26 protein-coding genes are annotated in these 26509 nt (G+C 40.7%); 13 read left to right on the top strand and 13 right to left on the bottom strand.

Going from position 1 to position 26509, the window contains the following annotated elements; all coding sequences use genetic code 11:
* The first annotated feature begins 242 nt into the window (after positions 1-242).
* The 3 genes from NSS92_RS09595 (at position 243) to NSS92_RS09585 (ending at position 2358) form a co-directional block, all read left to right on the top strand.
* Entirely contained in the window at positions 243-344 is a 102-nt protein-coding gene (locus tag NSS92_RS09595) for a YhdX family protein (RefSeq protein WP_017360338.1), read from the top strand.
* A gap of 164 nt (positions 345-508) precedes the next feature.
* A complete protein-coding gene (locus tag NSS92_RS09590; RefSeq protein ID WP_340867513.1) occupies positions 509-1597 on the top strand; it encodes a mechanosensitive ion channel family protein in 1089 nt (362 codons plus the stop codon).
* A gap of 29 nt (positions 1598-1626) precedes the next feature.
* Entirely contained in the window at positions 1627-2358 is a 732-nt protein-coding gene (locus NSS92_RS09585; RefSeq protein WP_445661652.1) for an NAD-dependent protein deacylase, read from the top strand.
* 44 nt (positions 2359-2402) lie between these two features.
* On the opposite strand, the gene NSS92_RS09580 is transcribed toward NSS92_RS09585, so the two are convergent.
* Positions 2403-3257 (bottom strand): polysaccharide deacetylase family protein, encoded by an 855-nt coding sequence (locus NSS92_RS09580; protein ID WP_340867508.1) that lies wholly within the window; start codon positions 3255-3257, stop codon positions 2403-2405.
* 296 nt (positions 3258-3553) lie between these two features.
* Here NSS92_RS09580 and dat point away from each other — a divergent pair, with 296 nt between their 5' ends.
* The gene (gene dat, locus NSS92_RS09575) at positions 3554-4411 is read left to right on the top strand and encodes a D-amino-acid transaminase (protein ID WP_267585917.1); all 858 of its coding nucleotides are present in this window, start codon (positions 3554-3556) and stop codon (positions 4409-4411) included.
* Positions 4412-4456: 45 nt separating this feature from the next.
* On the opposite strand, the gene NSS92_RS09570 is transcribed toward dat, so the two are convergent.
* On the bottom strand, positions 4457-4963 hold the full coding sequence (locus NSS92_RS09570) for a universal stress protein (RefSeq protein ID WP_034282233.1): 507 nt from the start codon (positions 4961-4963) through the stop codon (positions 4457-4459).
* Between the two features lie 556 nt (positions 4964-5519).
* Here NSS92_RS09570 and NSS92_RS09565 point away from each other — a divergent pair.
* Positions 5520-7277, top strand: a complete 1758-nt coding sequence (locus NSS92_RS09565; RefSeq protein WP_267585918.1) for an ABC transporter ATP-binding protein — start codon at positions 5520-5522, stop codon at positions 7275-7277.
* A complete protein-coding gene (locus NSS92_RS09560; protein WP_267585919.1) occupies positions 7274-9289 on the top strand; it encodes an ABC transporter ATP-binding protein in 2016 nt (671 codons plus the stop codon). Before NSS92_RS09565 ends, NSS92_RS09560 begins: the two co-directional genes overlap by 4 nt.
* Positions 9290-9406: 117 nt before the next feature.
* On the opposite strand, the gene NSS92_RS09555 is transcribed toward NSS92_RS09560, so the two are convergent.
* The 7 genes from NSS92_RS09555 to NSS92_RS09525 all read right to left on the bottom strand — a co-directional run bounded on the left by NSS92_RS09555 (position 9407) and on the right by NSS92_RS09525 (position 15688).
* Positions 9407-10024, bottom strand: coding sequence for an NAD(P)-dependent oxidoreductase (locus tag NSS92_RS09555; RefSeq protein WP_142944403.1), 618 nt, complete (start codon positions 10022-10024; stop codon positions 9407-9409).
* 286 nt (positions 10025-10310) lie between these two features.
* The gene (locus tag NSS92_RS09550) at positions 10311-10514 is read right to left on the bottom strand and encodes an alpha/beta-type small acid-soluble spore protein (protein ID WP_039177528.1); all 204 of its coding nucleotides are present in this window, start codon (positions 10512-10514) and stop codon (positions 10311-10313) included.
* A 236-nt stretch (positions 10515-10750) separates the two neighbouring features.
* On the bottom strand, positions 10751-11857 hold the full coding sequence (locus tag NSS92_RS09545) for an ABC transporter ATP-binding protein (protein ID WP_142944404.1): 1107 nt from the start codon (positions 11855-11857) through the stop codon (positions 10751-10753).
* A 142-nt stretch (positions 11858-11999) separates the two neighbouring features.
* Entirely contained in the window at positions 12000-12875 is an 876-nt protein-coding gene (locus NSS92_RS09540; RefSeq protein ID WP_340867499.1) for a helix-turn-helix domain-containing protein, read from the bottom strand.
* A 20-nt stretch (positions 12876-12895) separates the two neighbouring features.
* Complete coding sequence (locus tag NSS92_RS09535) at positions 12896-13105, bottom strand: YheE family protein (RefSeq protein WP_008348933.1); 210 nt, start codon at positions 13103-13105, stop codon at positions 12896-12898.
* Positions 13106-13257: 152 nt separating this feature from the next.
* On the bottom strand, positions 13258-14616 hold the full coding sequence (locus NSS92_RS09530) for a YheC/YheD family endospore coat-associated protein (protein WP_267585922.1): 1359 nt from the start codon (positions 14614-14616) through the stop codon (positions 13258-13260).
* Positions 14573-15688 (bottom strand): YheC/YheD family protein, encoded by a 1116-nt coding sequence (locus NSS92_RS09525; protein WP_340867494.1) that lies wholly within the window; start codon positions 15686-15688, stop codon positions 14573-14575. Before NSS92_RS09525 ends, NSS92_RS09530 begins: the two co-directional genes overlap by 44 nt.
* Positions 15689-15902: 214 nt before the next feature.
* Here NSS92_RS09525 and NSS92_RS09520 point away from each other — a divergent pair, with 214 nt between their 5' ends.
* The 5 genes from NSS92_RS09520 (at position 15903) to NSS92_RS09500 (ending at position 21793) form a co-directional block, all read left to right on the top strand.
* On the top strand, positions 15903-17036 hold the full coding sequence (locus NSS92_RS09520; RefSeq protein ID WP_340867491.1) for a DUF445 domain-containing protein: 1134 nt from the start codon (positions 15903-15905) through the stop codon (positions 17034-17036).
* A 120-nt stretch (positions 17037-17156) separates the two neighbouring features.
* Positions 17157-17513, top strand: coding sequence for a YlbF family regulator (locus NSS92_RS09515; protein ID WP_024425750.1), 357 nt, complete (start codon positions 17157-17159; stop codon positions 17511-17513).
* Between the two features lie 450 nt (positions 17514-17963).
* Positions 17964-18830 carry a Cof-type HAD-IIB family hydrolase gene (locus tag NSS92_RS09510; protein ID WP_340867488.1) on the top strand — a complete coding sequence of 289 codons (867 nt, stop codon included), beginning with the start codon at positions 17964-17966 and terminating at the stop codon, positions 18828-18830.
* 113 nt (positions 18831-18943) lie between these two features.
* Positions 18944-20443 (top strand): coproporphyrinogen III oxidase, encoded by a 1500-nt coding sequence (locus NSS92_RS09505; protein WP_340869975.1) that lies wholly within the window; start codon positions 18944-18946, stop codon positions 20441-20443.
* 75 nt (positions 20444-20518) lie between these two features.
* Entirely contained in the window at positions 20519-21793 is a 1275-nt protein-coding gene (locus tag NSS92_RS09500) for a lysine N(6)-hydroxylase/L-ornithine N(5)-oxygenase family protein (RefSeq protein WP_340867486.1), read from the top strand.
* A gap of 37 nt (positions 21794-21830) precedes the next feature.
* Here the strand turns inward: NSS92_RS09500 and NSS92_RS09495 are convergent, their stop codons facing one another.
* The 3 genes from NSS92_RS09495 to NSS92_RS09485 all read right to left on the bottom strand — a co-directional run bounded on the left by NSS92_RS09495 (position 21831) and on the right by NSS92_RS09485 (position 23946).
* Positions 21831-23054 (bottom strand): cation:proton antiporter, encoded by a 1224-nt coding sequence (locus NSS92_RS09495; protein WP_034282218.1) that lies wholly within the window; start codon positions 23052-23054, stop codon positions 21831-21833.
* 3 nt (positions 23055-23057) lie between these two features.
* Positions 23058-23555 (bottom strand): cation:proton antiporter regulatory subunit, encoded by a 498-nt coding sequence (locus NSS92_RS09490; RefSeq protein WP_024425442.1) that lies wholly within the window; start codon positions 23553-23555, stop codon positions 23058-23060.
* Between the two features lie 64 nt (positions 23556-23619).
* Positions 23620-23946: a potassium:proton antiporter gene (locus tag NSS92_RS09485; RefSeq protein WP_267585928.1), complete on the bottom strand. Its 327-nt coding sequence runs from the start codon at positions 23944-23946 to the stop codon at positions 23620-23622.
* Positions 23947-24128: 182 nt separating this feature from the next.
* Here NSS92_RS09485 and NSS92_RS09480 point away from each other — a divergent pair, with 182 nt between their 5' ends.
* Complete coding sequence (locus tag NSS92_RS09480) at positions 24129-24902, top strand: enoyl-CoA hydratase (RefSeq protein ID WP_340867481.1); 774 nt, start codon at positions 24129-24131, stop codon at positions 24900-24902.
* 31 nt (positions 24903-24933) lie between these two features.
* On the opposite strand, the gene NSS92_RS09475 is transcribed toward NSS92_RS09480, so the two are convergent.
* Positions 24934-25122 (bottom strand): YhzD family protein, encoded by a 189-nt coding sequence (locus NSS92_RS09475; protein WP_340867479.1) that lies wholly within the window; start codon positions 25120-25122, stop codon positions 24934-24936.
* A gap of 171 nt (positions 25123-25293) precedes the next feature.
* Here NSS92_RS09475 and NSS92_RS09470 point away from each other — a divergent pair, with 171 nt between their 5' ends.
* Positions 25294-26508: a metallophosphoesterase family protein gene (locus NSS92_RS09470; protein ID WP_340867477.1), complete on the top strand. Its 1215-nt coding sequence runs from the start codon at positions 25294-25296 to the stop codon at positions 26506-26508.
* Position 26509: the final 1 nt, after the last annotated feature.

The following is a 26509-nucleotide window of genomic DNA, read 5'->3' as shown; positions in this document are numbered from 1 at the left end:
TTACTATATGGAGGGAGGGAGAGCTGTATGTAATGGTGAATGGTATGTGGTGAGAAAGCATCGTGTATGAAAGGTGAAAAGTTGCAGGAATATCCCAAGCTCTTATTGAGTAAATCTGAACTACATCATTTTTTCTTCGATCAATTTTGTCCAAATCGTCAGCGTTCGTCAAAATATTAGTGCTTTCGTCATGTTGACTGAAAATTCTGATGTTTTATAATGATGAAAAGGAGGCGAGATGATTGGGTAAAGGGAGAATTAGAGTGGAAGAACGTATTAAGGCCGAAACGGATGCTGAAATGTTTAAAGCGACTCTCCTTGATCAGGCTCAGAAGAAAAAGTAGTTTGCTGCCCGTCGATATGTCTCTAGCCAAAATTTCATATTTGAACATCATGCCTCGGGATTACTCCCGAGGCTTTTTATGTAGAGGTCAGACATTTAAGAGAGGACATGAACGAAGGTTATATTATAAACTAGAGAGGATTGTTTTAAAGGAGAGAGACAGACATGTTTACACAAAAATGGATGGATACATATTTTACAGTAGATATCGCGATCCAAATCGGTATTAGCCTTTGTATTTTATTGCTTTTTTTATTGCTTCGGAAGGTATTTACGAAGTATTTATTTCAACTTCTCTTTAGGCTGACGAATCGGTCTAAAACGGAGGTCATTAACCAAATTGTTGTGGCATTCGAAAAACCAGCTAGGCTGTTTTTCGTGGCACTTGGTTTATATTTTGCGTTAAGACAGGCACCATACTTTGAGCATCATATGGATGTCATCATCAAATTGTATAGATCCTCCATTATATTGATGCTGACGTGGGGGCTTTGTAACTTAACCGCTGCATCTTCCTTCTTGTTTCAAAAGGTCAATTCGAAATTTGAATTAGATATGGATGATATTTTAGCACCGTTTTTATCAAAGGTACTTCGCTTCATTATTATTGCACTGAGTATTAGTATCATTGCGCAAGAATTTAATTATGATGTAAATGGACTTGTGGCAGGTCTTGGTCTAGGTGGTCTAGCCTTTGCGCTTGCTGCGCAGGATACAGTGGCTAACTTTTTTGGAGGGATTGTCATCATTACAGAGAAGCCTTTTACGATGGGCGATTTTGTGGAGACACCAAGTGTTCTTGGGACTGTGGAGGACATTACATTTCGAAGCACAAGGTTTCGAACACCTGCTGAAGCCGTCGTGACCGTTCCGAATTCTACGCTTTCTAAGGAGCCGATCACAAACTGGACAAGGATGAATAAACGTCAGATTACGTTCTCTGTTCGCGTTTCCTACAATACACCAAAAGAAAACATTGATCAGTGTATTAAGCGTCTCAAACAGATGCTTCACGAGCATGATGGGTTGCATAAGGAGACAATTATGGTGAATCTTGATGTACTGGCTGACAGCTATTTGAACTTGTTTTTCAACTTTTACACAAACACGACAGCTTGGTCTGAAAACCTTGATATAAAGCAGGACATTAACTATCGCATCATAGATATTTTCCACGAAGAAGGTGTAGAATTTGCTTTCCCTGGACAGGCCATTTATATGAAACAAAAAGGCGAAAAGCAGCTGGGTGAATAAAGGAGGAATGGTACGTGGATCAAACAAAGGTGGAAGCACTAAGAGAGAAACTATCGCAGGCTTCACATATTACAGTACTCTCAGGTGCGGGTATGAGTACAGAATCGGGTATTCCTGATTTTAGATCAACGGGTGGTCTGTGGACAGAAGATACTTCCCGCATGGAGGCGATGAGCCGGTCCTACTTTTTATCAAATCCTCATCAATTCTGGCCGAAATTTAAGGAATTGTTTCAGATGAAAATGAGTGGAGAATACGAGCCAAATAGCGGGCACACCTTTTTAGCCAGCCTTGAGCAACAAGGGAAGCATGTGGATATTTTCACCCAAAATATTGACGGTCTTCATAAAAAGGCGGGAAGCCAGCATGTATATGAACTCCATGGCTCCATTCAAACGGCTGCTTGTCCATCGTGCCAGGCGGTATATGATCTGCCTTATTTGTTAAAAGAAGAGGTGCCGGTCTGTCAAAAGGTTTCCTCAGACGGCAGTACGTGTGGACGTGTGCTAAAAACAGATGTTGTTCTTTTTGGAGATATGGTCAAACATCTTGATCAAGTGGAGACATCACTTCAGAAAACGGTCATGCTGCTCGTCATGGGGACTTCCCTAGAGGTAGCGCCAGCAAGATATATTCCAGAAGACGCAGCCCATGATCCTTCCATCTTCATGGTGATGATGAATTTGAGTGAAACAGAATTCGATCCGCTTTTTGATCTTGTGTTTCATGAGCGAATTGGCGATCTTGTGAAAGCTTTATAAATCATTAAAAAACCCGCAACCTAAAGAAAGGTGCGGGTTTATCTTTATTGCTGCAGCGGCTTCATTGTTTCATCAAGGGCTTCAAATGTATAGCCCTTCGCTTTTAGCTGCGTGATTAAGCTGCCTAAGTATTTTGCGGTCGCAGGCTGATCGTGCATTAAGATGATTTTGGGTTCTTTTGGATATTTTGTTTCCAGCACTTGCAGCTGATTTAATACCTCTGGTACATATTTTGAGCTTTTATATTTCCAGTCAAGACTGTCAATGGTCCAATCCCAGTAGACAAATCCTTGTTGTTTTAAACGTGCTTTTTGCTGATCGGTTAAATTTGGGGCGCTGCCATAAGGTGTTCTTACAAGATGGGTATACTCACCTGTGACAGAAGCCAAAATGCGCTGATCTTCTTTCATCTCGTTAACAGGAGAATCACTTTTTTGATAAAAGCGTTTCACATCATGGGTGATACCATGAAGTCCTAATTGATGACCTTCTTGATGAAGTCTTTTCACAGCTGCCGGGTGTTCTTTAATCTGCGGCCCGAGCATAAAGAATGTGGCCTTCACTTGATGCGCTTTTAGCACATCTAACAGCTGATTTGTAGTCGCTGATGGACCATCATCAAATGTTAAAAAGATCGTTTGGTCCGTTACATGTTTATTTGAATTGATTTTAAAATGTGCATCTAATGTTTTCCTAGAATCATCTTTTGCTTTCATACTAGTGCTTGTGTCCCGAAATTGACTGCTTGCAGACAATTTCGCCGGCTGATCTGCTGCCTGCATATTGGTTTTGGACATATCCCAAATAAAAAAGAGGATTAGTGTCAGAATGACAAAACCAATCGCCTTTGAGAGCAGCATTGTGTTTGAAGGTGCCTGTTTTTTTTTAACCCGTTGCATTACAATCGCTCCAATAAATCAAAAATTTATGTCGAATCATGTAGTGGATTCTGTCTTTTTTCGCTGTTTTTTGTCGTGTTTATATGGAGTAAGTATACAGGAAAAAAGAGCCTATGAATATAGAAGATGCTAAAAAATTGGAATCTTTTTGGTTATCAATCTATATTTGTTACAATAGAAGGTTATCCATTTCATATGATGTGAAATAATTCTGAATAATCATTGAAACGTACCCATTTATCCGCTAAGATAGCATCAGATTCAACCATTAATGCAAAGCGAAGGGGAGATTCCATATGAAAGTATTGTACAATGGAGATTTCATTGAAAAAAAGGATGCACATGTTGATATTGAGGACAGAGGCTATCAATTTGGTGACGGAGTCTATGAGGTCATCCGTGTATACAATGGTACTTTGTTTACGTTAAAGGAGCATACAGAGCGTCTGTTCAAGAGTGCAAAGGAAATTGGCATTCATCTGCAAGGTACAGTATCTGATATGGAAGAAAAGTTACAACAGCTCGTCGCTCACAATCAATTAACAGATGGCGGTGTGTATATTCAAGTCACGCGGGGTGTCGCCCCTCGTAAACATCAATATAGTGATTCTCTCACTCCTCAAATCACGGCATATACGTTCCAGGTGAAAAAGCCTGTTCAAGAGCAGAAAGCTGGTGCAAAGGCCATATTATCTGAGGATCTTCGCTGGTTAAGGTGTGATATCAAAAGCTTAAACCTTTTATATAACATTATGGAAAAGCAGAAAGCATCTGAAGCTGGTGCATTTGAAGCAATCCTTATGAGAGACGGTTTTGTGACTGAGGGAACCTCCTCGAATGTATATGCCGTGATTGATGGCGTGATTCGCACTCATCCTGCAAATAATTTCATTTTAAACGGCATTACCCGTAGAAAGCTGCTGGAGGTATGTAAGGAAGAAGGATGTACTGTTGAAGAAACTCGAATAAGCAAAGAAGAACTGCTTCGCGCTCAGGAAATTTTCATCAGCTCGACGACGGCTGAAGTCATTCCGATTGTTGAAATAGACGGAGAGCCAGTAGGGGAAGGCGTTCCAGGAGAGCTGACAAAGCGCGTACAGGAAGGCTTCCAGCAAAAAATTAAACATGAAAGTGAAGCATCGATCTCTTCATAAATAAAAAAGGCTGTAAACCAATGTTTACAGCCTTTTTTGATGCATTTATTTCACAATAAGCACAGGTATATCTGATTTTGCTGATAACTTTTCACTCACACTGCCAAACAGCATTTTTTTCAATCTGCTTTGGTCACGTGCTCCCATGACGATGAGGTCTGCTGATATTTCCTCAGCATATTCGATAATCGCTTCTGCTGGTTCTCCTTCCACAATTTCAATGGCAGCCTCAAACTGCTCCTCATTTAAAAGCATTCGTGCTTCCGCAACGACCTCTTCTGTATGGTCTTCAAAAATCAAGGGACTTTGCTGTTCATCATGAGGCACATACACAGGGGGTGTTTGAAGATCTGCGGTACCGCCGCCGATATAAGCTCCGCCAGTCATTGGGCGCGGTGCATCAAACACCTGTCTGTCTGTTTTGCCATCATGTGCATAGGTAACGGTCAGCTTGGCATGTAAGGTTTTAGCTAAAGCGATTGCCTTTTTTAATGCTTTCTTACTGTCTTCATGTCCATCAAACGCAACGACCATCCGATCAGCTTGAAACAATGTCCTCATTCCTTTCAAAAGGAGTCTTTACACTCATGGTATACCCGTTAATAGAAAAAGATACACATAAGGGAGATTGATTTTTGTTAGAAAATTTCATTTATTGAAAAATATTTATTGACAAAATGGTGACAGCCACTATAAGATAAAAAAAGATTCAAGAGCCAAAAGGAGGAAATGTCATGTGCAACATTGGAAGAATGAAATCAAACTGCATGAATGGGTTGATTCACGTGACAATTACACCTTCATTGGTCATTGAAAAGGAACTCGTATGTTCCAATTGATCGGATGAATCAAGGCGTATGTTGCGTATTTGTCAACATGCGCCTTTTTACATGACGAAAAGAGGCGTACCAGCCAGCTGGTGGCCTCTTTTTTTGTTGTATTCATTTCGTATTTCGAAATAATGGGATGGAGATCAACGAGTAAATGAAGAGGAGTGAAAGCATGTGAACATGCCAAAATCAAGACAAATGACAAAAGCTCAAAAAACGAAACAAGGTGACACTCAGGAAAATTTAGAAAGCGGCTAGCTTGAAAAGGAGAGACAAACATGTTTTCAGTATTTGCGAAATTAGGCTGGTTCTTTAAACAAGAGTGGAGGCGTTATACGATCGCTATTACGCTTCTGCTCATTGTGAATGTGCTTGAAATGCTGCCGCCAAGATACCTTGGCCAGGCAGTTGATGACATTCGTTCTGGTCAATTTACAACATCCAGTATTGTGTTTTATGTGACCATTTTTTGCTTACTAGGTGTCGTCGTCTATACACTTACATATTTTTGGATGTATCAGTTATTTGGCGGCGCAAATGTCATGGAGCGTGTGATGCGCGGGAAACTGATGCGCCACTTGCTTAAGATGACGCCTACCTTTTATGAAAAGAAAAAAACCGGCAACTTAATGGCATTAGGTACAAACGATTTGAATGCTGTGGCCTTAACGACTGGTTTCGGTGTTCTGACCTTGGTTGATTCCACTGCTTATATGCTGATGATCTTCTTTACGATGGGGCTGACAATTAGCTGGAAATTAACCTTAATGGCGATTATCCCTATGCCGCTGATGGCGCTCTTAATTGCATTCTATGGCAGCAAAATCCATGATCGCTTTACAGTCGCCCAAGATGCATTTGGTGACATGAACGATCGCGTTCTTGAATCAGTGGCAGGCGTTCGAGTCATTCGGTCTTTTGTGCAGGAGAAACAAGATGTCGAACGCTTTCGCGAAATGACAGATGATGTATTCCAAAAAAATATGCGAGTGGCGACCATTGATTCATTATTTGAACCGACAGTGAAATTACTTGTGGGGATCAGCTACTTAATCGGAATCGGCTACGGAGCCTATCTCGTATTCCAAAGTGATTTAACCATTGGAGAGCTTGTTGCATTTAACGTCTATCTTGGAATGATGATCTGGCCAATGTTTGCGATCGGCGAATTGATTAATATTATGCAAAGAGGAAATGCGTCGTTAGACCGGTTAAATCATACACTCAGCTATAAGCCGGACGTAACAGATGCTGCTCAGCCGAAAACGTTACAAGAGCCTGGAGATATTGAGTTTGATCACGTGACATTCAGGTATCCAACTTCACCTAAAAATAATCTCATTGATGTGTCCTTTACTGTTCGAAAAGGGCAGACGATTGGGATTACAGGCAAAACGGGAAGCGGAAAAACGACCATTGTCAAACAGCTTCTGCGCCAGTATCCGGCAGGTGATGGGCAAATCTTGCTATCAGGTGTTCCGATCCAAAACATTGAATTAGATCAGTTATTTCAATGGATCGGATACGTACCGCAGGATCATATACTTTTCTCAAAAAGTGTGGAACAGAATATGCGCTTTGGTCATCGGGACGCGAAACAAGATGAGTTAGCACAAGCAATCAAAGATGCTTACTTTGAAAAGGATTTACGCCTGCTGCCAGAGGGTCTGGAAACCATGGTTGGAGAAAAAGGTGTGGCGCTGTCAGGCGGACAAAAACAGCGAATATCCATCGCACGTGCTTTATTAATTGATCCAGACATTTTAATTCTGGATGACTCATTATCTGCGGTAGATGCAAAAACAGAAACCGCTATTTTAGAAAATCTACGACAAAACCGTTATGGTAAAACGACGTTTATTACGACTCATCGCCTATCAGCTGTTGAACATGCGGATCTCATTCTTGTCATGGAAGAAGGACGCATTGTCCAAAAGGGCACCCACAACGAGCTCATCCAGCAGGATGGGTGGTACAAAGAACAATTTTTGCGTCAGCAGCTGACAAATCAGCTGGAAGGAGGGGATGAGGTATGACAACAGGAAGAAGACTCCTTGCCTACGCACTCCTATATAAGAAAGTATTGTCTGTTGCCTTAATCTTTCTCATGATTGCAGTTGGTGCTGAGCTGACAGGACCGTTTATTGGGAAGAAAATGATTGATGATCATATTTTAGGTGTAGAAAAACCGTATGTCGAGGTCAATGAAAAGACAGACAAAACCGTTTATTACCAGGGAAATAACTATATACGAAGCGATCGATTAAATAATGGAATGGATTCTGGAAAGCAAATCAATGTAGTGCAAGTCGGGTTCGGTTACTATTTTGTGAATGAGCCGATTCGTTTTGATGGAAACAGAAAAATATCGGGAGATCAGCTCACCATTGATAATGGGAACGAGCGTGAGACCTATGAGGTACAGCGTTTATCAAAAGAGGAGATTTTTGCTTTTTATCAGCCAGAAATCAGTGGTTTGGTGCAGCTTGTGCTATTTTATCTAGGACTGCTCATCGTTGCGATTTTCTTTCAGTATGGACAGCATTATTTGCTCCAGAGGATTGCAAATCGAATTATTCAAAAAATGAGGGTAGACGTATTTGAGCACATCCAAACGCTGCCGATCCGATATTTTGATAATTTACCGGCTGGAAAGGTTGTCGCGAGGATCACCAATGACACCGAAACCATTCGTGATTTATATGTAACAGTCCTTGCTAATTTCGTGACGAGTGCCATTTACATGATTGGAATTTACATTGCCATGTTTTTATTAAATGTGAAGCTGGCACTCATTTGTTTGGCCGCAGTACCGATTATTTTCCTATGGTCGATGACTTATAGAAAGTTTGCATCAGTGTACAATCACCGTATTCGTTCGATCATCAGTGAAATCAATGCCAAGCTGAATGAAGCCATTCAAGGGATGACAATTATTCAAGCGTTTCGTCATGAAAAAGCGACGCAAGAGGAATTTGATGAGCTGAACAACAATCACTTTCGATATCAGCGAAAGATGCTGCATTTAAATTCACTTCTTTCACATAACTTGGTTAACCTGCTGCGAAATTTAGCATATGTGGCACTCATTTGGTATTTTGGCGGTGCGTCGTTAAGTGCGACAGGCATTGTGTCCATTGGTGTGCTCTATGCGTTTGTCGATTATTTAAATCGATTGTTCCAGCCGATTACAGGAATTGTGAATCAATTCTCTAGGTTAGAATTAGCAAGGGTTTCATCGGAAAGGGTTTTCCGGTTATTAGATGAACCAGGAACAGAAGTGGAAGAACCTGTTCAGAAGAAGCTGGAGGGACACGTTCAGTTCAAAGATGTCACCTTTGCTTATAATGAGGGGAATAATGTCTTAAAGAACATTACGTTTGAAGCAAAGAAAGGTCAAACGGTTGCACTTGTGGGGCATACTGGTTCTGGGAAAAGCTCGATCATGAACTTGCTGCTGCGTTTTTATGACATTCAGCAAGGAGACATTCTCATAGATGGTGAAAGCATTTATGATCAGTCGCGCCAAACGCTGCGTAAACAAATGGGCATTGTGCTGCAAGACCCGTATTTATTTTCTGGAACAATTGCCTCCAATGTCAGCTTAGGAAATGAAGACATCAAAAGAGAAACAATTGAATCCTCATTAAAGCAAGTAGGCGCAGCAGAGTTATTGAAGCACCTGCCAGAAGGCTTTGATGAACCAGTCGTTGAAAAGGGAAGCACCCTTTCCTCAGGGGAACGTCAGTTGATTTCATTTGCGCGCGCATTGGCGTACGATCCAGCGATTTTAATTTTAGATGAAGCCACCGCGAACATTGATACAGAAACAGAAGCGATCATTCAGCGGGCGCTTGATGTAGTCAAAGAAGGACGAACGACTTTTGTTATTGCTCACCGATTATCCACTATTAAGAAAGCCGATATGATCTTGGTGTTAGAAAAAGGTGAAATCGTCGAGCGTGGCAGTCATGAACAACTCATGCAGCAAGAAGGGCTGTATGCGCAAATGTACGAACTGCAAAAAGGTGCTGTTGCAAACAGCTGATGAATAGTAGAAAAAAGAGCCTCTTCCAATTGAATGAGGCTCTTTTCCTTTGCATGAAAAAGTCGAGGATTCTGTCCTCGACTTTTACTTGTTATATTGTTTGGACAGGCATCATCATCAATAAGCGATGCCGACGCGTTGATGTACAAACTCCTTCGAATTTAACTGCTGATATAAAAAGTGTGCGGTATCTTCAACTGAAATTTTCTTTCCATCTATAGGGAGAAAATCTTTCTCATAGCGATATGACCGTGTCACTTCTCCATCTGGTAAATAGGTTGGACAAATAATGGTCCAATCTAGATCAGTCGATTGAAGGATTTCAAACGCTTTCGCATGCTCTTTAGCTGCTCGGGAAGTGGTCCGCCTTGATTCATTTGTTTCAAAACGGTAAAGCTCCGGCTGCTGCCTTGCTTTTAAAATACCTGCTGTACCAATAGTAATAATTCTTGATGTATTTGTTTGCTTCATGGCTTGTACGATATGCTCCATTGAAACGGATAATGTATCATCACCATCTGTTGATAGACAGCTTACAACAATATCTGCTCCTTTGATTGTCTCAAGCACATCTTCTCGATTTCTTGAATTGCCGGTGACTTGAAACATACCCGCAAGCATTTCTTCTCGGTTTGTCCGAATCAATGAACGAACCATGTAACGATCATCTACTTGAACGAAACGAAGAAATGCTTGTCCTACACGTCCATGAGCACCGAAAAGAGCTATTTTCATCTGTTCGATCCCTCCACTACATACTATAAGTGAAAAGGACCCAAAATGGTACAACTTTTATGTGATGCTTTTTTTATAAAGGTGAAAGGACCGAATACTATGAGTATATTCGCATAATAAGGAAATACCGACAAATTGTAGAAGTTCAAAGTTCATACCTGAAATAATGTCCATGAAGATCCGCTCCTTTCTACTACATGATATGAGCTGGAAAGGAGTTTGGTGAGGAATCAAAACAAAAAAAGAAGACACCATAAGAGGTGCCTTCTATGATCCAGATATGAAATTAAGCTTTTGTTCCGCCAAGGTTTTGTTGAGCGTAAGACACAAGACGTTTTGTGATTTCTCCACCAACTGAACCGTTAGCACGAGCTGTAGTTTCTGCTCCAAGGTTTACACCAAATTCAGAAGCGATTTCGTATTTCATTTGATCGATTGCTTGCTCTGCTCCAGGAACTAGTAATTGGTTTGAACTATTAGAATTTGCCATGATGTGATTCTCCTTTTTATATATGATTTATTTTTTTGGTTGGGTTTGCTGGAATCGCACCAGCGAAATGATCAAGTCATTTGCCACTTGGCGAAACCCAATGCAGTAACTGCTTTGTACTAAGTATTATGGTTGTTTCCGAAAAAAACATACGAGAAAAGAACATGGTAAATGTTGTGTTAACATACAAAAAACCATCACCCAATAATGAGTGATGGCGCTGCTTATATATCTTTTTATTCAGCTGAGCGGATGCGCAGCTCCGTATCTGAATCAAAGAAATGGGCTTTGTTCATATTAATCGCAAGAGGGATAGACTGTCCGGCCTGTACATCGGTACGAGAATCAACACGTGCAATAAACGATTGATCATCGATAGAAGAATAAAGCATCGTTTCTGCTCCCATTAATTCAGCGACTTCTACGTTAGCATTAATTTTTGTGCCTTCAGACGCCTCTATAAATACTGGCTCATCGTGAAAATCTTCTGGTCTGATGCCTAGTATGACATCTTTTCCAATATAGCCTTGGCTGCGTAATACTTTCATTTTTCCTTCTGGTACACGAATATGCGTTTTTCCAACCGCAATGGCACCGTCAGAGAGCTTTCCTGTAAAAAAGTTCATCGCAGGTGAGCCGATAAATCCACCTACAAACACATTCTCTGGGTTTTCATATACATCTTTCGGCGCTCCAACTTGCTGAATAAATCCATCTTTCATGACAACAAGGCGGGTTGCCATTGTCATGGCTTCAGTCTGATCATGTGTCACATAGATAAATGTCGTTTGAAGACGTTGATGAAGTTTAGAAATTTCAGCACGCATCTGAACACGGAGTTTTGCATCTAAATTAGAAAGCGGCTCATCCAAAAGAAAAACCTTTGCATCACGTACAATTGCTCTGCCAAGTGCAACACGCTGCCTTTGACCGCCAGATAGTGCTTTTGGTTTCCTGTCTAAATATTGCTCAAGACCTAATATTTTAGCGGCATTTCGAACCCGCTCATCAATTTCTGCTTTCGGAAACTTCCGAAGCTTTAATCCAAAAGCCATATTATCATACACATTCATATGAGGGTATAATGCATAGTTTTGGAAAACCATTGCAATATCCCGGTCTTTCGGTGCTACATCATTCATCCGTTTTCCATCTAACAGAAAGTCTCCTTGTGAAATTTCTTCTAGACCTGCAATCATGCGAAGGGTTGTTGATTTTCCGCAGCCTGATGGACCAACAAACACAATAAATTCTTTATCTTCTATATGTAGATTAAAGTTGTCTACTGCTGTTACCTTGTTATCGTACACTTTATAAATTTGATTCAGCATCATCTCAGCCATTTGATGTCAGCCTCCCAGTCCCTCTTTTTTGAAAGCGCTTTACTAGTAAATAAAGTGTATAAAATGGGGAAGAGTCTGTAAATGGACAACGTGCACAACATCCTATTTTTATTTTTGGGCATGATGCTCATGCTTTTGTTCTTTATGAAAGATCGAGTAGAGTCATCATTAAATAAGCAGCTGATGCTTCTGGAAAATGTCGTATATCTAGCCCAGTGCGCTCAATAAATTTATCAATTCGATATTGAAGACTGTTTCTGTGAACATATAACGTTTTTGCTGCCTGGGATGCGTTTAAGTTACATTGCATATAGGTCATGAGAGTGCGGTAAACATCCCGGTCAAAGACCGCTTCTTTAAAAGCATCTGAAATAGCATGAGAGAGGGCGGATGCATCATAACAAATGAATGATGGCAGGCATTGATAAAACGTGGCAGCCCCTGATCTAAGCTTTTCTCGCTGCATATGGCACAAAAAGAGCTGTTGTTCATTTAATAATCTCATCTGTAAATGGTCATTTGGCAAATGCAGCTGCCCTTGTATAAAGACTGAGTCTGTTAAAAAATCACTTGTAATGGCCAGAGACAAATCCTTTAACTGATCTAATTGACTATTTTCTGATGTAGCGTCTGGTTGAATCAGCATAGCTGTTTCAGGGCCTGTCCATATGAAATGAGTATGTTCGAGGCTGTTATTCACAGCCTCTTTTATTTGCTGTCTTTGTTCTTCTTGATGGACCATCTGAAAATAATAAACACGGACAGGATGTTGGATAGTTAGTGGTTTGTTTTCAAAAAGATAGCTGAACCATTTTTGTTCATCCTCGGTCTGCGCTTTTTGAAATAGATCAATTGGTGTAAGAAAAGAATTGAGAAGAAGTGTTTCTCTTGCTGTAAGCTCCGATTTGTCTACTCCAAATATTTCGCCTTCGTCTGTTTGATACCAAAGTATTTGTTTGTCATGAGTAGGTGTGCTGATGATATGGTCTCCGTAAACAAGTTTTAATTTTTCTAACATGGCGGGGCTCCTTAAACAGTTTAATCATAGACATGGAATAGCATTAATTCGTGGATTTCTTCTTTTAAGGTTGGTTCAACTTCATGGGGCGGAAGCTGAGAGCCCCATTCAATGTCACCTGTTTTGTGGTAGATGCCTTCATAGTGCGAACCATTGTGAAAAAAGGATATTTTCCAGCCTGGCAATTGTGCTTTCTTAAAAAGGGGTTTCCATTGAAAATGAGAAATCATATCATCATTGCCTCCTTGCTTTTATTGATGAAACAATAAACAAACACGACAACACGGAAACAACCTTGAACTTGATATTATTGTATCTCATCTCATGAAAAGAGCATAGAAAAAGCATAAATTTAAGAGCACCGACATGTGACAAAAAAGCGTCAGTAGACGTTCGCGTGATTTGAAGTGGTGAGTGCCGTTTCTGAAAGGTAAGATGCGTAATCCATGATTCTTTTCCCAATCAGCCATTCTGATTTTTTCAAAGAGACATGCTGGAAAATCTCTCGGCCAGGGCGAGAATTGGCTTCGAACATCCAAATTGCACCTGTTTGATCAATGCCTAAGTCAAAACCGATTTCACCAATATGCCCGGTCATTTTTTCATCTATCACCTGGCTAAGCGTGATGGCAGTATGAGAAAGCTGCTGTAAAATCTGCAAACGTTTCTTTTCTTCTGGAAAGACTGCATAAAGTGTTTTCACCGTTCCCCCATGTAACTGGTGAGTCGTGATGGTGTGATCTCCAGAAACCTTTGCTGCTGCTGCTGTGACTGTCCAATCACCGTCTTTATTCTTATTCGTATGAACTCTGAAATCCATCGGTTGATTGTCTATTTGAAGAAGCTCAATGCCTTGTTGTGCAATAAAATCATGAATTGCATGATCCTTTCGCAGCCTTTGAACAAACTGATCTATTGAATCATATGGAATAGCCCTTCCAAAATTTGAGTATACAGTGATTCCGTGGTTTTCCTTCTTTAACTGATAAATCCCGTCTCCATGACTTCCGTTTGTCGGTTTTAAGTATATAACTTGATGCAGATGGAGGAGTGTTTCAATTTTACTAAGAGCGTCCACGGGATCTAATTGTACAGAATGTGGGAGAAAGGACCATGTTTTTTCATCTGTTAATAGCTGTTCATGAATCTCCCATTTGTTAAAAAAGTAAGGGTTGAACCAAGGGATATCATAGTCTTGGGTCAGTTTTCGCTTCGTTTCTTGAATGAGTGCCGACTGAGCAGCTTTTCTATTTGGAAGCCGGTCATAAATGACTGACGGCAGGGGAAGCTGTTTTTTAACCCATGAATCTTGCTGGTACAACAATCCTTCTACAATTCCTTTTTCCCAATCAATAGAATGCGACCCAAAAAGATAGGCAAAACCAGCATGCTGCCTGAAAGAATGCAGCAGTTTAATAAAAAATTCTGATCTTGCTCCTAATGGCTGCGTGCTTTGCTCAAAACCTGCAGTGAAAATGCCCATCAACGGCCCTATAAAAAGTGTATGGTCAATGATGATTACATCAGCTTTTGATTGGTAAGGAATCAGTAAATCTCTGTATAGATCTTTAGATAATAAAATTTTATTTGGATGCTGATGATAGGAAATGTTGAAGCCATCTACTAAACGGGATCCTAGAGCAAGAGAATGAATGACATCTTTCTGTTTATAATGGATGGGAAGATGAATTGTTTTTTTACTTGTGAGGTGAGGGGCGATGATGCAGCGATTTTTGTTCATAAGAAACCTCCTTCGGTTGAGACTTCATCGATTGCGCATGTTCAAGAATGGTACGAATCAATTGATGTTCCTTTTCAGGGTAAGCTTTTAAAAAAGCGGACCGCCCTGGCTTTGATCTGATATTTGATATGAATAGTCTGCCTTCACTTGTATGAAGTAAGTCTACTGCGAATTCAAAGCAAGGAGAGTAGGTTTTTTCTATATAAGCTGGGATTGATGCCTGAATGGATGCAATATCATCTAAAAGGAGCTCCATGATGTGTGGCTGCAATGTATTTAGATAGTGTTCAAAGCCTATCACAGGAGGTGATTTTTGTGTATGACTTAAAAGACTATTTTCTGCAGGTGATTTTGTGTGAATCCCCATGCGTTTCCATTGATTTTGTGAATCTTTCATAAGAAAAATCCTGATTTCATTGAATAAAAGTTCTTTTTGATCATTCATGTTGAAAAATTGAAGGAAATACCGGCCTGCATATTTTTTGCACCAGCGCTCCATCTCTGACGCACGAGAAAATGTAATGGTTTGATTGGAACTTAGCTGAACGGTGAATGTTGATTTGCCATCAAAGGAAATGAAGTAAGTAGATGCTGCATGCTGCTGGGAAAGAGGCTGCATTTTACAAAAACCGCCAGCCCCGCTCTCCCTTACCATATTGATCAGGTCTGAGGGCTCTTTTAATAATGAGCAGCCAGGTAAATATGGCTGTAAAGAAGAGAGAAGTCGGAGCTGCTCAAATAGCACCATTTTATTTGAAATGCCGGTATTCAAAAAATGTGTTTTTGGATACTTTTTTAGCCATTCCATGATGGGTTTTGCTTTTTTAGATTGTGCGTCATTCCGGTAAAGACATCGGTCGTAAATCAAGTCAGGGATCGGAAATTGTGCGCCTACAAACCCTTGGCCATTCGTATATGTTTGGCCTTGTATGAAATTTGAAGCCGGCTTTAAATCAAGTGGTGTAAAACGAACAACCTTTAAACGATAAGAAGGGGCAGCTTTGGCGAGCTGCCGTGTAAATGCCTCTTCATACTGCGGAGAAAGGGTCACAATACCTAATGTTGTTTTCATTAAAAAACACCTTCTTTTCAACTTCTTTTTTTACCATCACAAAAACATTTTTTTATGATTTTACATAAAGCTTGCGCTCCTTTATCATTACGACAGACCGCTTGATCATATGTCTCGCTGCATGCTTCATTTGCTTGGGAACTTGACAACAACTATAATACGTATAGATCAAAACAATAAACATCGGGTGTTGTTTGAAAGGTAGATGACGACTTTGAATATATTCACAACGTTTATCTTTATGATTGTTATCGGCGCAGTCATAGGAGCAGCGACAAACCATCTTGCAATTAAAATGCTTTTTCGGCCTTATAAGCCATATTACTTATTCGGAAAACAGCTTCCATTTACACCAGGGCTTATCCCAAAAAGAAGAGACGAAGTAGCCAAGCAGGTTGGTGTCATGGTTATGGAGCATTTGCTCACGCCAGAAGGTATTCAAAAGCGATTTGAATCATCGGAGGCAAAGCAGGAGATCCTGCGTACAGTCCATCGATATATTGACAAAGGCGCAAATATGGAGATAACCGTATTCTCCCTGCTAGAAAAATTCGGCGTGCCACAGGCTGACGTCAAAGCAGATAGATGGCTCCATCAGTGGTCTGATCAGAAGCTCAGTTCACTGCTTGAAACATATAACCAGCAAACTTTATCTGAATTGCTCCCGGTAGAAGTGGAAACCAAAATATCATCAAAAATTCCAGATGCAGCAGATTATATTTTAAAGAGAGGCATTCATTATTTTGAAAGTGATGAAGGCAAAGCCAGACTTGGCAATATGATTGATGATTTCTTAAAAGAACGGGGAATGCTTGGCAGTATGGTCCAAATGTTTCTAGGGAATTCAAGCTTAATTGATCGTGTACATCCTGAAATCATCAAGTTTTTAAGAAACGCAGAAACAAAAAGATTTTTATCAGATTTGCTTGTTCAAGAATGGGACAAGGTGAAGCTGTTTTCTCTTCATGAGCTTGATGAAAAATGGAATGTGAAAGAACTTATTTTTAGTGTGAAAAATCAATTACTTTCTCATTTCTCTACAAAGCTGATATTAGACAAACCAGTTGGAGCATATGTCAGTGCTGTAGCGGATGACCTTAAAACACATTTTGCGCCAGTGTTGATTGATAAGGGGATCGGAGCGGCATCAAATGCTTTAGAGGGTCTGCTTGCAAAGCTGCAATTTGAAGATATCATTCGTGAACAAATTGAACTTTTCCCGCTTGAAAAAATGGAAGAGCTTGTAGTCAGCATCTCCAGTAAGGAGCTGAAGATGATTACATTTCTAGGCGGTCTTTTAGGCGGGATGATTGGTGCTATCCAGGCTGTTTTTGTGGCGCTATTCTAAGACAAGCTAGGAAATTTTGATGAATTCATTGTATATATGTGAAACGAAAGCCATAGTTTGTTATAGTGGAGTGGTGTCCGCCGATCATATCGGTGATAACGGATAGAAAGGAGACATAACATGTCTGTAAATCTTTATGATGTTGCATATGACCTTGAAAAAGCATTGCGTCATAGCGAAGAATATTCAACTTTAAGAAATCTTTATGATGAGGTAAACGCGGATGAGTCCTCTAAAAGAATGTTTGAGAACTTCCGTGACATTCAAGTAAACCTCCAACAAAAACAAATGACTGGTCAAGAGATCACACAAGAAGAAGTAGAGCAAGCTCAAAAAACAGTTGCTCTTGTTCAGCAGCACGACAAAATCTCTCAGTTGATGGAAGCAGAACAACGTGTGAGTGTTCTTATCGGTGAATTAAATAAAATTATCATGAAGCCACTTGAAGAACTTTATGGGAATCCAGAAGAAAACTAATTGAAAGGGCGATGTTATTCGCCCTTTTTTGTTTTATCTTTCTCCTGAATATCTTTTAAAAAAAGGTTGTCGAAGCTCATAAATTCTGCGATAATACTTATATTGAAAGTGCTTTCAAAAAGGCACTCTCAAGGGACAATTGGGTGCGTTTCACTTGGGATTTATGGCGGTGAGCCAAACGAGAGAGAAGCGCTTCTGGGAGAAACGCAAAGCATCATAAGGGGATCTGATATAAGCAATGCTTTGGTGTGTAAATGATAAGGGGATCATGGGGAGCTTCATCACTCCATTGTAACGCATCCAAACCATACATAAAAAAAAGCCTAGGGGTAGGCTTTTTTTATTTATCAATCATTCATAACTTGGGGCTCTTTCAACTGCATGTTCTAAAGCACCAAGCTAGGGCATATCCTCATCGTAAGTACAGTCATCAAGAAGGGGGATGCCTCAGTGTCAAAAAAACTACTTGCACTCAATATAGATGGGACGTTACTGCGTTCCAATGGTAAAATCCATTCCGCTACAAAAGAAGCTGTGGAATATGTAAAGAAAAAAGGGGTTTATGTGACAATTGTCACCAACCGGCATTTTCGTTCCGCTCAAAAAATTGCCAAGGCGTTGAAGATTCCAACATCAACCCTTGTGACGCATAGTGGTGCATTTATCGCCGATAAACTCGATGAGCCGCTTCATGTGAAGAGATTAACGGAAGAAAAGACATTTAATCTTGTGCAAATTCTTGAAAGCTTCGATTGTAATGTCCGCTTGCTGCATGAAAAATTCTCGATCGGCAACCGGAAAAAAACGCAGTCTCAGCTGATGGGCAAGACGTTCATTCATCCGTCTGATCCAATTTTCTATCCCGTTCAATTTGTTGAATCGTTAAGTGATATGCTGATGGATGAACCGGTCAGTACACCAGTGATTGAAGTATATTCGTCCGCGGAGCTTCAGCCTGAGATTCACAGGACCATCCAACAAGCATTCCCATCTGTTGACCTTATTAGGATCAGTGATGAGAAAATGAATATAGTATGCAAAGGGGTTTCGAAAGAAGCGGGACTTTCTCTTTTAACCTCTGCCCTCGGTTTTACTTTAGAAGATACGGTCGTCATTGGTCATGGAACAGATGACATTCCAATGCTTGAATTGGCTGGTTTAGGCGTTGCTATGGGAAATGCCCCCAATGATGTCAAGCGTAAAGCCGATTGGGTGACGCGCTCGCACGATGAACAGGGCGTGGCTTATATGATCAAGGAATACTTTAGAATGCAGCAAAGAGAAGGATTTTTACATCAATTCGATATTAAACGATAATACAGTGAAGGTCCTGTCAATCAAGAAATGACAGGGCCTTCGTCTGTTCCCTTCATTGCTTTTCCTACATGAATTTTGTAAAATGAAACAAGTTTGAAGATAAAGGTGATATGATGCGAATTTTAATTAAAGGGCTGTCAGATGAACGATTTCATCGCCCGCTTGTCAATATAGCCAATTTATTTGAAGAAGATAGTGAAGTGATGTTTGATCCAAGTGAATTGGATGATGGTTTGGTCATGGAATTTAGTTGGGAAGTAGAAAATGGCATGGTGGAAGCATCTGGTCATATCGATGGATCAGACATCACCAGTCGTTTTTCGCGGGATGTCCCAGAGAGCTTGAACGATAAGGAGCGCTGGAAGCAAATCAAAAACACAGTGCTGTCTGTTTATTTACACTTGCTTCAGGAGCACACAGGAATGACACAAAAGTGGGGGATTCTCACAGGAATACGTCCAACGAAATTGCTTCATAAGATGCTGAGAGAAGGCATGTCAAAGGAAGATGCACATGCGGCGTTAAAGCATGATTACTTGATTCATGATGAAAAAATCAATTTGATGCAGGAGATTGTCGACCGTCAGCTTAAAGCCATTCCAGATCTGTATGACCTTCAGCAGGAAGTGAGTATTTATATTGGCATTCCTTTCTGCCCTACAAAATGTGCTTATTGCACGTTCCCTGCTTACGCCATTAAAGGACAAGCTGGCAGAGTGGGAACGTTTTTGTTTGGTCTGCATTATGAAATGCAAAAAATGGGCGCATGGCTAAAAGACCATGGGATCAAAGTGACGACCGTTTACTTTGGCGGAGGCACGCCAACGAGCATCACAGCGGAAGAAATGGACTTGCTGTATGAAGAAATGTACCGCTCGTTCCCTGATGTGAAGCATATACGGGAAGTGACTGTCGAAGCAGGGCGTCCTGATACGATTTCGCCTGATAAGCTAGAGGTGCTAAACCGCTACAATATTGACCGGATTAGCATCAACCCGCAATCGTATGAGAATGAAACACTGAAGGCTATTGGCCGGCATCATAGTGTCGAAGAAACGATTGAAAAGTATCACTTATCAAGACAGTACGGCATGAATAATATCAATATGGACTTAATCATTGGATTGCCGGGAGAAGGGCTCAAAGAATTTCAGCACTCCTTGCAGCAAACTGAGGAACTCAAACCTGAATCTTTAACCGTGCATACACTCTCCTTTAAAAGAGCATCTGAAATGACGCGCAATAAGGAGAAATACCAAGTAGCCGACCGAGAAGAAATCACACGTATGATGGATGAAGCGGTCACTTGGACGAAAGTACATCATTATCACCCGTATTATTTATATAGACAAAAAAATATTTTGGGAAATCTCGAAAATGTCGGGTATTCATTAGATGGACAGGAAAGCTTGTATAATATCATCATCATGGAAGAAGTACAGACAATCATTGGCATTGGGTGCGGTGCAGCGAGTAAATTCATTGATCCACGGTCAGGAAAAATTACGCAGTATGCCAATCCAAAAGATCCAAAATCGTATAATGACCGCTATGAACACTATACAGAAGAGAAAATTCAATTCCTTGAATCATTATTTGTTTCTCACGTTTAAACACTGCGATGACGCAGTGTTTTTTTCATTTGTAAAAGGGTATATAAGTGATAAAAAGTTAAAGCAGGTGTACATATGATAGATGTGATCGGAATTGGGATTGGGCCCGCTAATTTAGGGTTGGCAGCTTTGTTAGAGGAGTATCAGGATGTCTCATGCTGTTTTTTTGAACAGGAGTCTGAGTTTGCTTGGCATCCCGGTATGCTGATCAAAGGAACGGATTTGCAAGTTTCTTTTTTAGCAGACCTTGTCACAATGGCGAATCCAAGGAGCAGGTATACATTTTTAAATTATTTACATGAATCAAATAGACTTCACCGGTTCTATACATTTGAGCAGTTTGATATCCCGCGGAGAGAATTCAATGAGTATTTATCATGGGTTGCAGGAGAATTAGACAGCTGTCAGTTTGGAATGAAGGTAGAAGAAGTGACAGACTGCCAAGATGGCTACCTTGTGAAAGTCAGACGGCTGAACGATGGATCGCTTTCTGAGTATCGTGCAAAGCATGTCGTGTTAGGCACAGGAAGCAAACCAATGATTCCAGTCGATGTGCCTGAAGCAGCACGTCCATATGTGACTCATAGCAGCCGTTATTTAGATCAGCAGAAAGCACTTCACGAAGCTGAGTCGGTGGCGGTGATCGGCTCAGGGCAGAGTGCAGCTGAAATTTTCTTAGACCTGCTTCAGCATCAAAAGAAAGGACAGCAGCTTTCATGGTTTACGCGTTCTAGTGAATTTAGAGAACTGGAGACGGCAGAGCTTGGCCAAGAGCTTTTTACACCAAAGTATGTCGAGTATTTTCATTCTCTTCCTTATGAAGAACGTATGAACACATTGCCTAGGCTGACAGGATTAAGAAATGGCATAGATGCATCGACGCTTTCGCGCATTTATCAGGAATTGTATCATCGCTCCGTTTCAGGTGAAGAGCCATCTGTGCTCATTCAGCCAATGACCGAGCTTGAAGCAATTCAAATAGGAGAGCATCAGCCTTTGGAGCTGCACCTCAGACAGTGGCAGCTGAAGAAAGAAAAAAGCATAACAGCAGATCATGCTGTATTGGCTACAGGGTACACACCGAATATTCCTGAATGGTTTAGCGCATATGAACCTTTGATTGAATGGGAAAGTGATGAACATTTTAAAGTGACAGACAATTTCAGGCTTGTGTTCAAAGACAAGCGCTCACATCATTTCTTTACATTCACGAATCTTGATCATTCTCACGGAACAGCGGCGACCAATTTAAAACTATCGATTTACCGCAACCAAAAAGTGATTCAAACCATTCGCGGGGTCGAGGAGGCGCCAGTCAAACAAGAAACAGCATTTCAGCAATTTGAATAAGACATGAAAAAGGGCCCAAGCATAGGGCCCTTTTTCATTAGATCGTCGTTTCTTTTTTTACTTTTGGTTTTTCAGGTTTCCATTTGAAGATTTTGTTTAGGATTTGATAGATTTTCTTAGATTCTTTCGTTACGAGTGGTCCTAAGATCGCAAGGATTAAGACATACAATGCAGCAAATGGCTTCAAAGTAGCGGCAAGTCCGCCCGCAATGCCAAGCTCGGCAACAATGATTGAAAACTCTCCTCTCGATACAATGGTTAATCCAATATTAGAAGAGGCTTTATGAGAAAATCCAGCTCTCCGTCCAGCGAACATTCCGGCAGTGAAGTTTCCAATTAAGGTAAGAATCACAGCGCCGATCGCAAGCCAGAAGGCATCACCCAATGTAAATGGATCGATACTGAGACCAAAGCTGAAAAAGAACATTGCTCCAAAGAAATCTCTAAACGGAACCACGAGATGCTCGATGCGGTCAGAGTGCTCTGTTTCTGAGAAAACAAGACCAAGTAAGAGAGCCCCAATAGCCTCCGCTACATGAATCGTTTCTGAGAAACCAGCGACAAAGAACAAAGCCGCAAAAATCACAATGATGAACACTTCGTTCGAACGGATATCAAACAACTTGTTTAATAGTTTTGGCAGCTTCCGCGCAATGATAAAGAAAAGCATCATATAACCAAAAGCGATTAAAATTGATAATAAGGCACCGCCAACAGTAGTGGCATCTCCAAGGACAAGACCTGATACGACGGATAAATAAACGGCAAGGAAAATATCCTCAAACATAATAATCCCTAGAATTAACTCTGTTTCAGGATTCGCCGTCCTTTTTAAATCGACAAGGACTTTGGCCACAATGGCGCTGGATGAAATGGTGATAACCCCTGCCATAATGAGAACCTCAAGGAATCCAAACCCTGTGATAAAACCGTAGAGCAGTCCTAAGCTGAAGTTGATCAAAATATAAATAGACCCGCCGACTGCAATGGATTTACCCGATTTAATGAGCTTTCCGACAGAGAACTCAAGTCCAAGATAGAAAAGAAGGAACAGGACGCCCATTCTGCCAAAAAACGAAATAATCTCCGTGCTTTCGATAAATTTCAAATCAATGATCCCGATTGTTGGAGCATGCGGCCCAACAATCATTCCGAGGACAATGAGAAAAGGGATGATAGAAAATTTAATTTTATTGGCGATTAAGCTGGCGATAGCGATAAGAATAAGCGCCGTCCCAACTTCAAAGACTAAATGATCCATTCATCACTCTCCCCCTCTAGAAAGAAAATCACGTACCAATCGCTTCAAGTGTTTTCTTTCGCCTGAAATGACCATCGTATCATTTGCTTGAATAATCGAATCGGCACCAGGGTTGAGTAATTTTTCATTTGTATGTTTAATGATCGCAATCACGGTGACTTCATAATTTTGTCTCACATCTAAATCACCGAGTGTATGTCCAACCGCTTTTGCACCTTTTTCCACTTTAAACCATTCAATGATCAAGTCGTTGAAGGCCATTTCAATGGTTTCTAGTGCTTGCGGTTTATAGACCATACCGCCGATAATAGCAGCGATTTGCCGGGATTCAGCATCATCGAGAGAAATGGTAGACAGTACTTCATCTGGATCATCATCGTCAAAACGATAAATTTCCCGTCTGCCATCATCATGAATCACAATCGTCATCTTTTCTCTATTTCTCGTTTCAATTTCAAATTTCTTTCCGATCCCAGGAAGATCATTCTCTTTAATGTTCATTTTATCCCTCCGAATTTGATAGGTTGTGTTTTTCATATAGTCAATACGGATGAAATAAAATGAATCAGTAGAGGTAATTAGATTGATACATAATGGGGATCGCACACTTCATTTCCAAAAAACATAGATCAATGGATAATGCAGCTGATGGGGCAGGCTTTGACAGAAAAGCTTTAGAATCTGCCATTGATAATCTGTCCTTCAACAGAATGGATGAGGCATGTTTTTTTGAAAATGATGGTGTCTTCACAGCATTGATTTCTTCATCATAGATGGATGGAGAAATCAGACTGGGTGTGCCCGCTTCTGCCTGTGAAGCAAAAACGACATTTGAAAAAGGAGAAAACATGACGATGAAGCTAACCAATATCATGATGGAACATCTGATCAATCATCCTCCTCCTTTCAAATTTATTTTCTTTCTTTTTTTACTATATAAAAATATATTTCTTGTTTCAATCATTATGCTTGTTTTAGTATCAATTGATCTTGAATTTTTTTTCTTTAGAGAAAAAGGTTTTACTTGATGGAAATGGAAGTAAGTGATGAGCTTTTAAAAGAAAAGGGGGATGGATGATGACATATATCAATTGTCAGTTAGACGGGGATGTTTTTGAAATCGTTTTCAATAGGCCTGAAGCTTATAATTCGTTTCATGTGGACATGTTTGCTGAATTCAAAGAAGCATGTGATGCAGCGGAGGAAAGCAGTGCAAAAGTCGTTGTCATCAAGGGAGCGGGAAAAGGATTTTCAGCAGGCGGAGATATTGGGATGATGCTTAAGCAGGAAAGTGAAGAAGATTTCCATCGTGTGATGGATTTGATCGAGGGAATTACACTTTCTCTAGCTGGTATGAAAAAAGTGACGATTGCGCTTGTCCACGGGTCAGCAGCAGGCCTCGCTTTTAGCTTTGCCCTAAGCTGTGACTACTTGTTTATGCATCAGGATGCAAAACTCGCCATGAATTTTAATGGAGTAGGATTAATTCCAGATGGCGGGGGGCATTTTTTCCTCACAAAAAGAGTGAGTGAGCAAACCGCCAAACAATTGATTTGGAGCGGACAAAAGCTGCCAACTGAAGAAGCATTAAAGCTGCGCCTTGCAGACGGGGTGTTTCAGGATGAGGTCGATACGTATCAAAAAGTGTGTGTGAAGCCGTTTATGAACATGCCGCTTCAAGCCTTTATCGAAACAAAGATGATCTATTTCCAGCAGTCAGAATCAAAGCTCTTAGCAGTTCTTCAAAAAGAGAGAGCAGCACAGGCAAGGCTGAGAAAAAGTCATGATCACAAGGAAGGTATACAGGCCTTTTTAGAAAAAAGACGTCCTGTCTTTCAAAAAGCATAAATGAACATGAGGCCGGCGAATGCCGGCTTTTTTAACGTTCAAATAAAAGCAGATTGCCTGCTTGATCAACGAGTCGATGAGAATGTTTTGTGTATTGCTGTTCCATTAAGCGATGACGTCCTAATTCCTTTGCCTTCTCGTCACTATCCGCTGTGATTTTTTCATTTAATAAAGTCTCACCCGACCGGTCAAACACGGTTAAAAAGTATGTCTTCTCCATTCCTCATCTTCCTTTCCTCTGTTTTTAATGTAATTAAACATGGAATAAGACAAAACCTCTTTTTTAGCCCTTAAAAATGTGTTTTTTAGAATGAGAGTGATAGAACGTGCATTCGTAAAAATGGCATGATAAAATATGGACAATGACAGTATCGGACAAGGAGATAGACGTTTGACTAAGCTCACATTTATTCATGCCGCAGATTTACATTTAGACAGTCCATTTGCAGGAATGTCGACTATACCTAGTTCCATATTTAAGCGGCTCAAAGAAAGTACATTTCAAAGCGCTAAGAACATGTTTGATCTCGCCATTGTGCGGGCAGTAGACTTTGTGCTGCTAAGCGGAGATTTATTTGATGAATCCAATCGCAGCCTGAAAGCACAGCTGTTTTTAAGAAACCAGTTTGTAAGACTGCAAACACAGGGGATTGAAGTCTTTATTATTTATGGGAATCATGATCATTTAGGCGGTGAATGGACACCGATTGAGTGGCCCGAGAATGTACATGTCTTTACGAGCAGTACACCAAGTGAGCACTCCTATTATCGAGGGGATCAGCTTGTCGCGAGTATTTATGGGTTTAGCTACAAAGAGCGGGCTGTCTATGAAAATATGACATCTCATTATGTCAAAACAACAGATGCTGCCTATCACATTGCGATGCTTCACGGCACATTAGCCGGACAAGAAGGACATGATGCGTATGCCCCATTTCAGCTTCAGCAGCTCATAGCGCGGGATTTCGATTATTGGGCGCTTGGACATATACATAAAAGAGCCTTTCTGCATGAAGACCCATATATTATTTACCCTGGTAATCTGCAGGGCAGACATATAAAAGAAACGGGAGAAAAAGGCTGTTACTTGATTCACCTCTCCGAAGGTTCTCAGACAGCGGATTTTATAAGCTGTGCAGATATCATCTTTGAGAAACTGGCAATAGACATCACAGAAACGGCTCATATGACGGATCTTGTCACACTTGTGGAAAGCAAAATCAATGAACTGAAAGAGGAAGGCATTCCTCATTTTGTGAGAATTGAATTGACAGGTGATGTGCCTCCTTACTTTGAGCGTACGCAGCTTGAGGTCCTCGAGGAGCTGATGACTGTTTTTCATGAACAGGAGGAAGATGAAGATGTATTTGTTTGGGTGATGTCAATTGACTGCCGAACAAACGAGGATGTGATCTATCCAGAAGATTCCTTTTTGAAGGAACTAACTGCAGAAATTGCACAGTTTGAGTCATATGAAGAGCTCCTTTCACCGATCAAGCGTCACCCAACCTACAGGAAGTCAGGAAAAGCGCTCACAAAAGAGGATGAAGTGGATATAAAAGAAGAGGCACAAAGGCTGCTGACGGAACAGCTGAAGCAATTATGAG

The sequence above is a fragment of the Bacillus sp. FSL M8-0166 genome (assembly GCF_038008825.1).
Lineage (GTDB): Bacteria > Bacillota > Bacilli > Bacillales > Bacillaceae > Bacillus > Bacillus safensis.
This window is presented reverse-complemented; position numbering and strand designations above follow the sequence as displayed.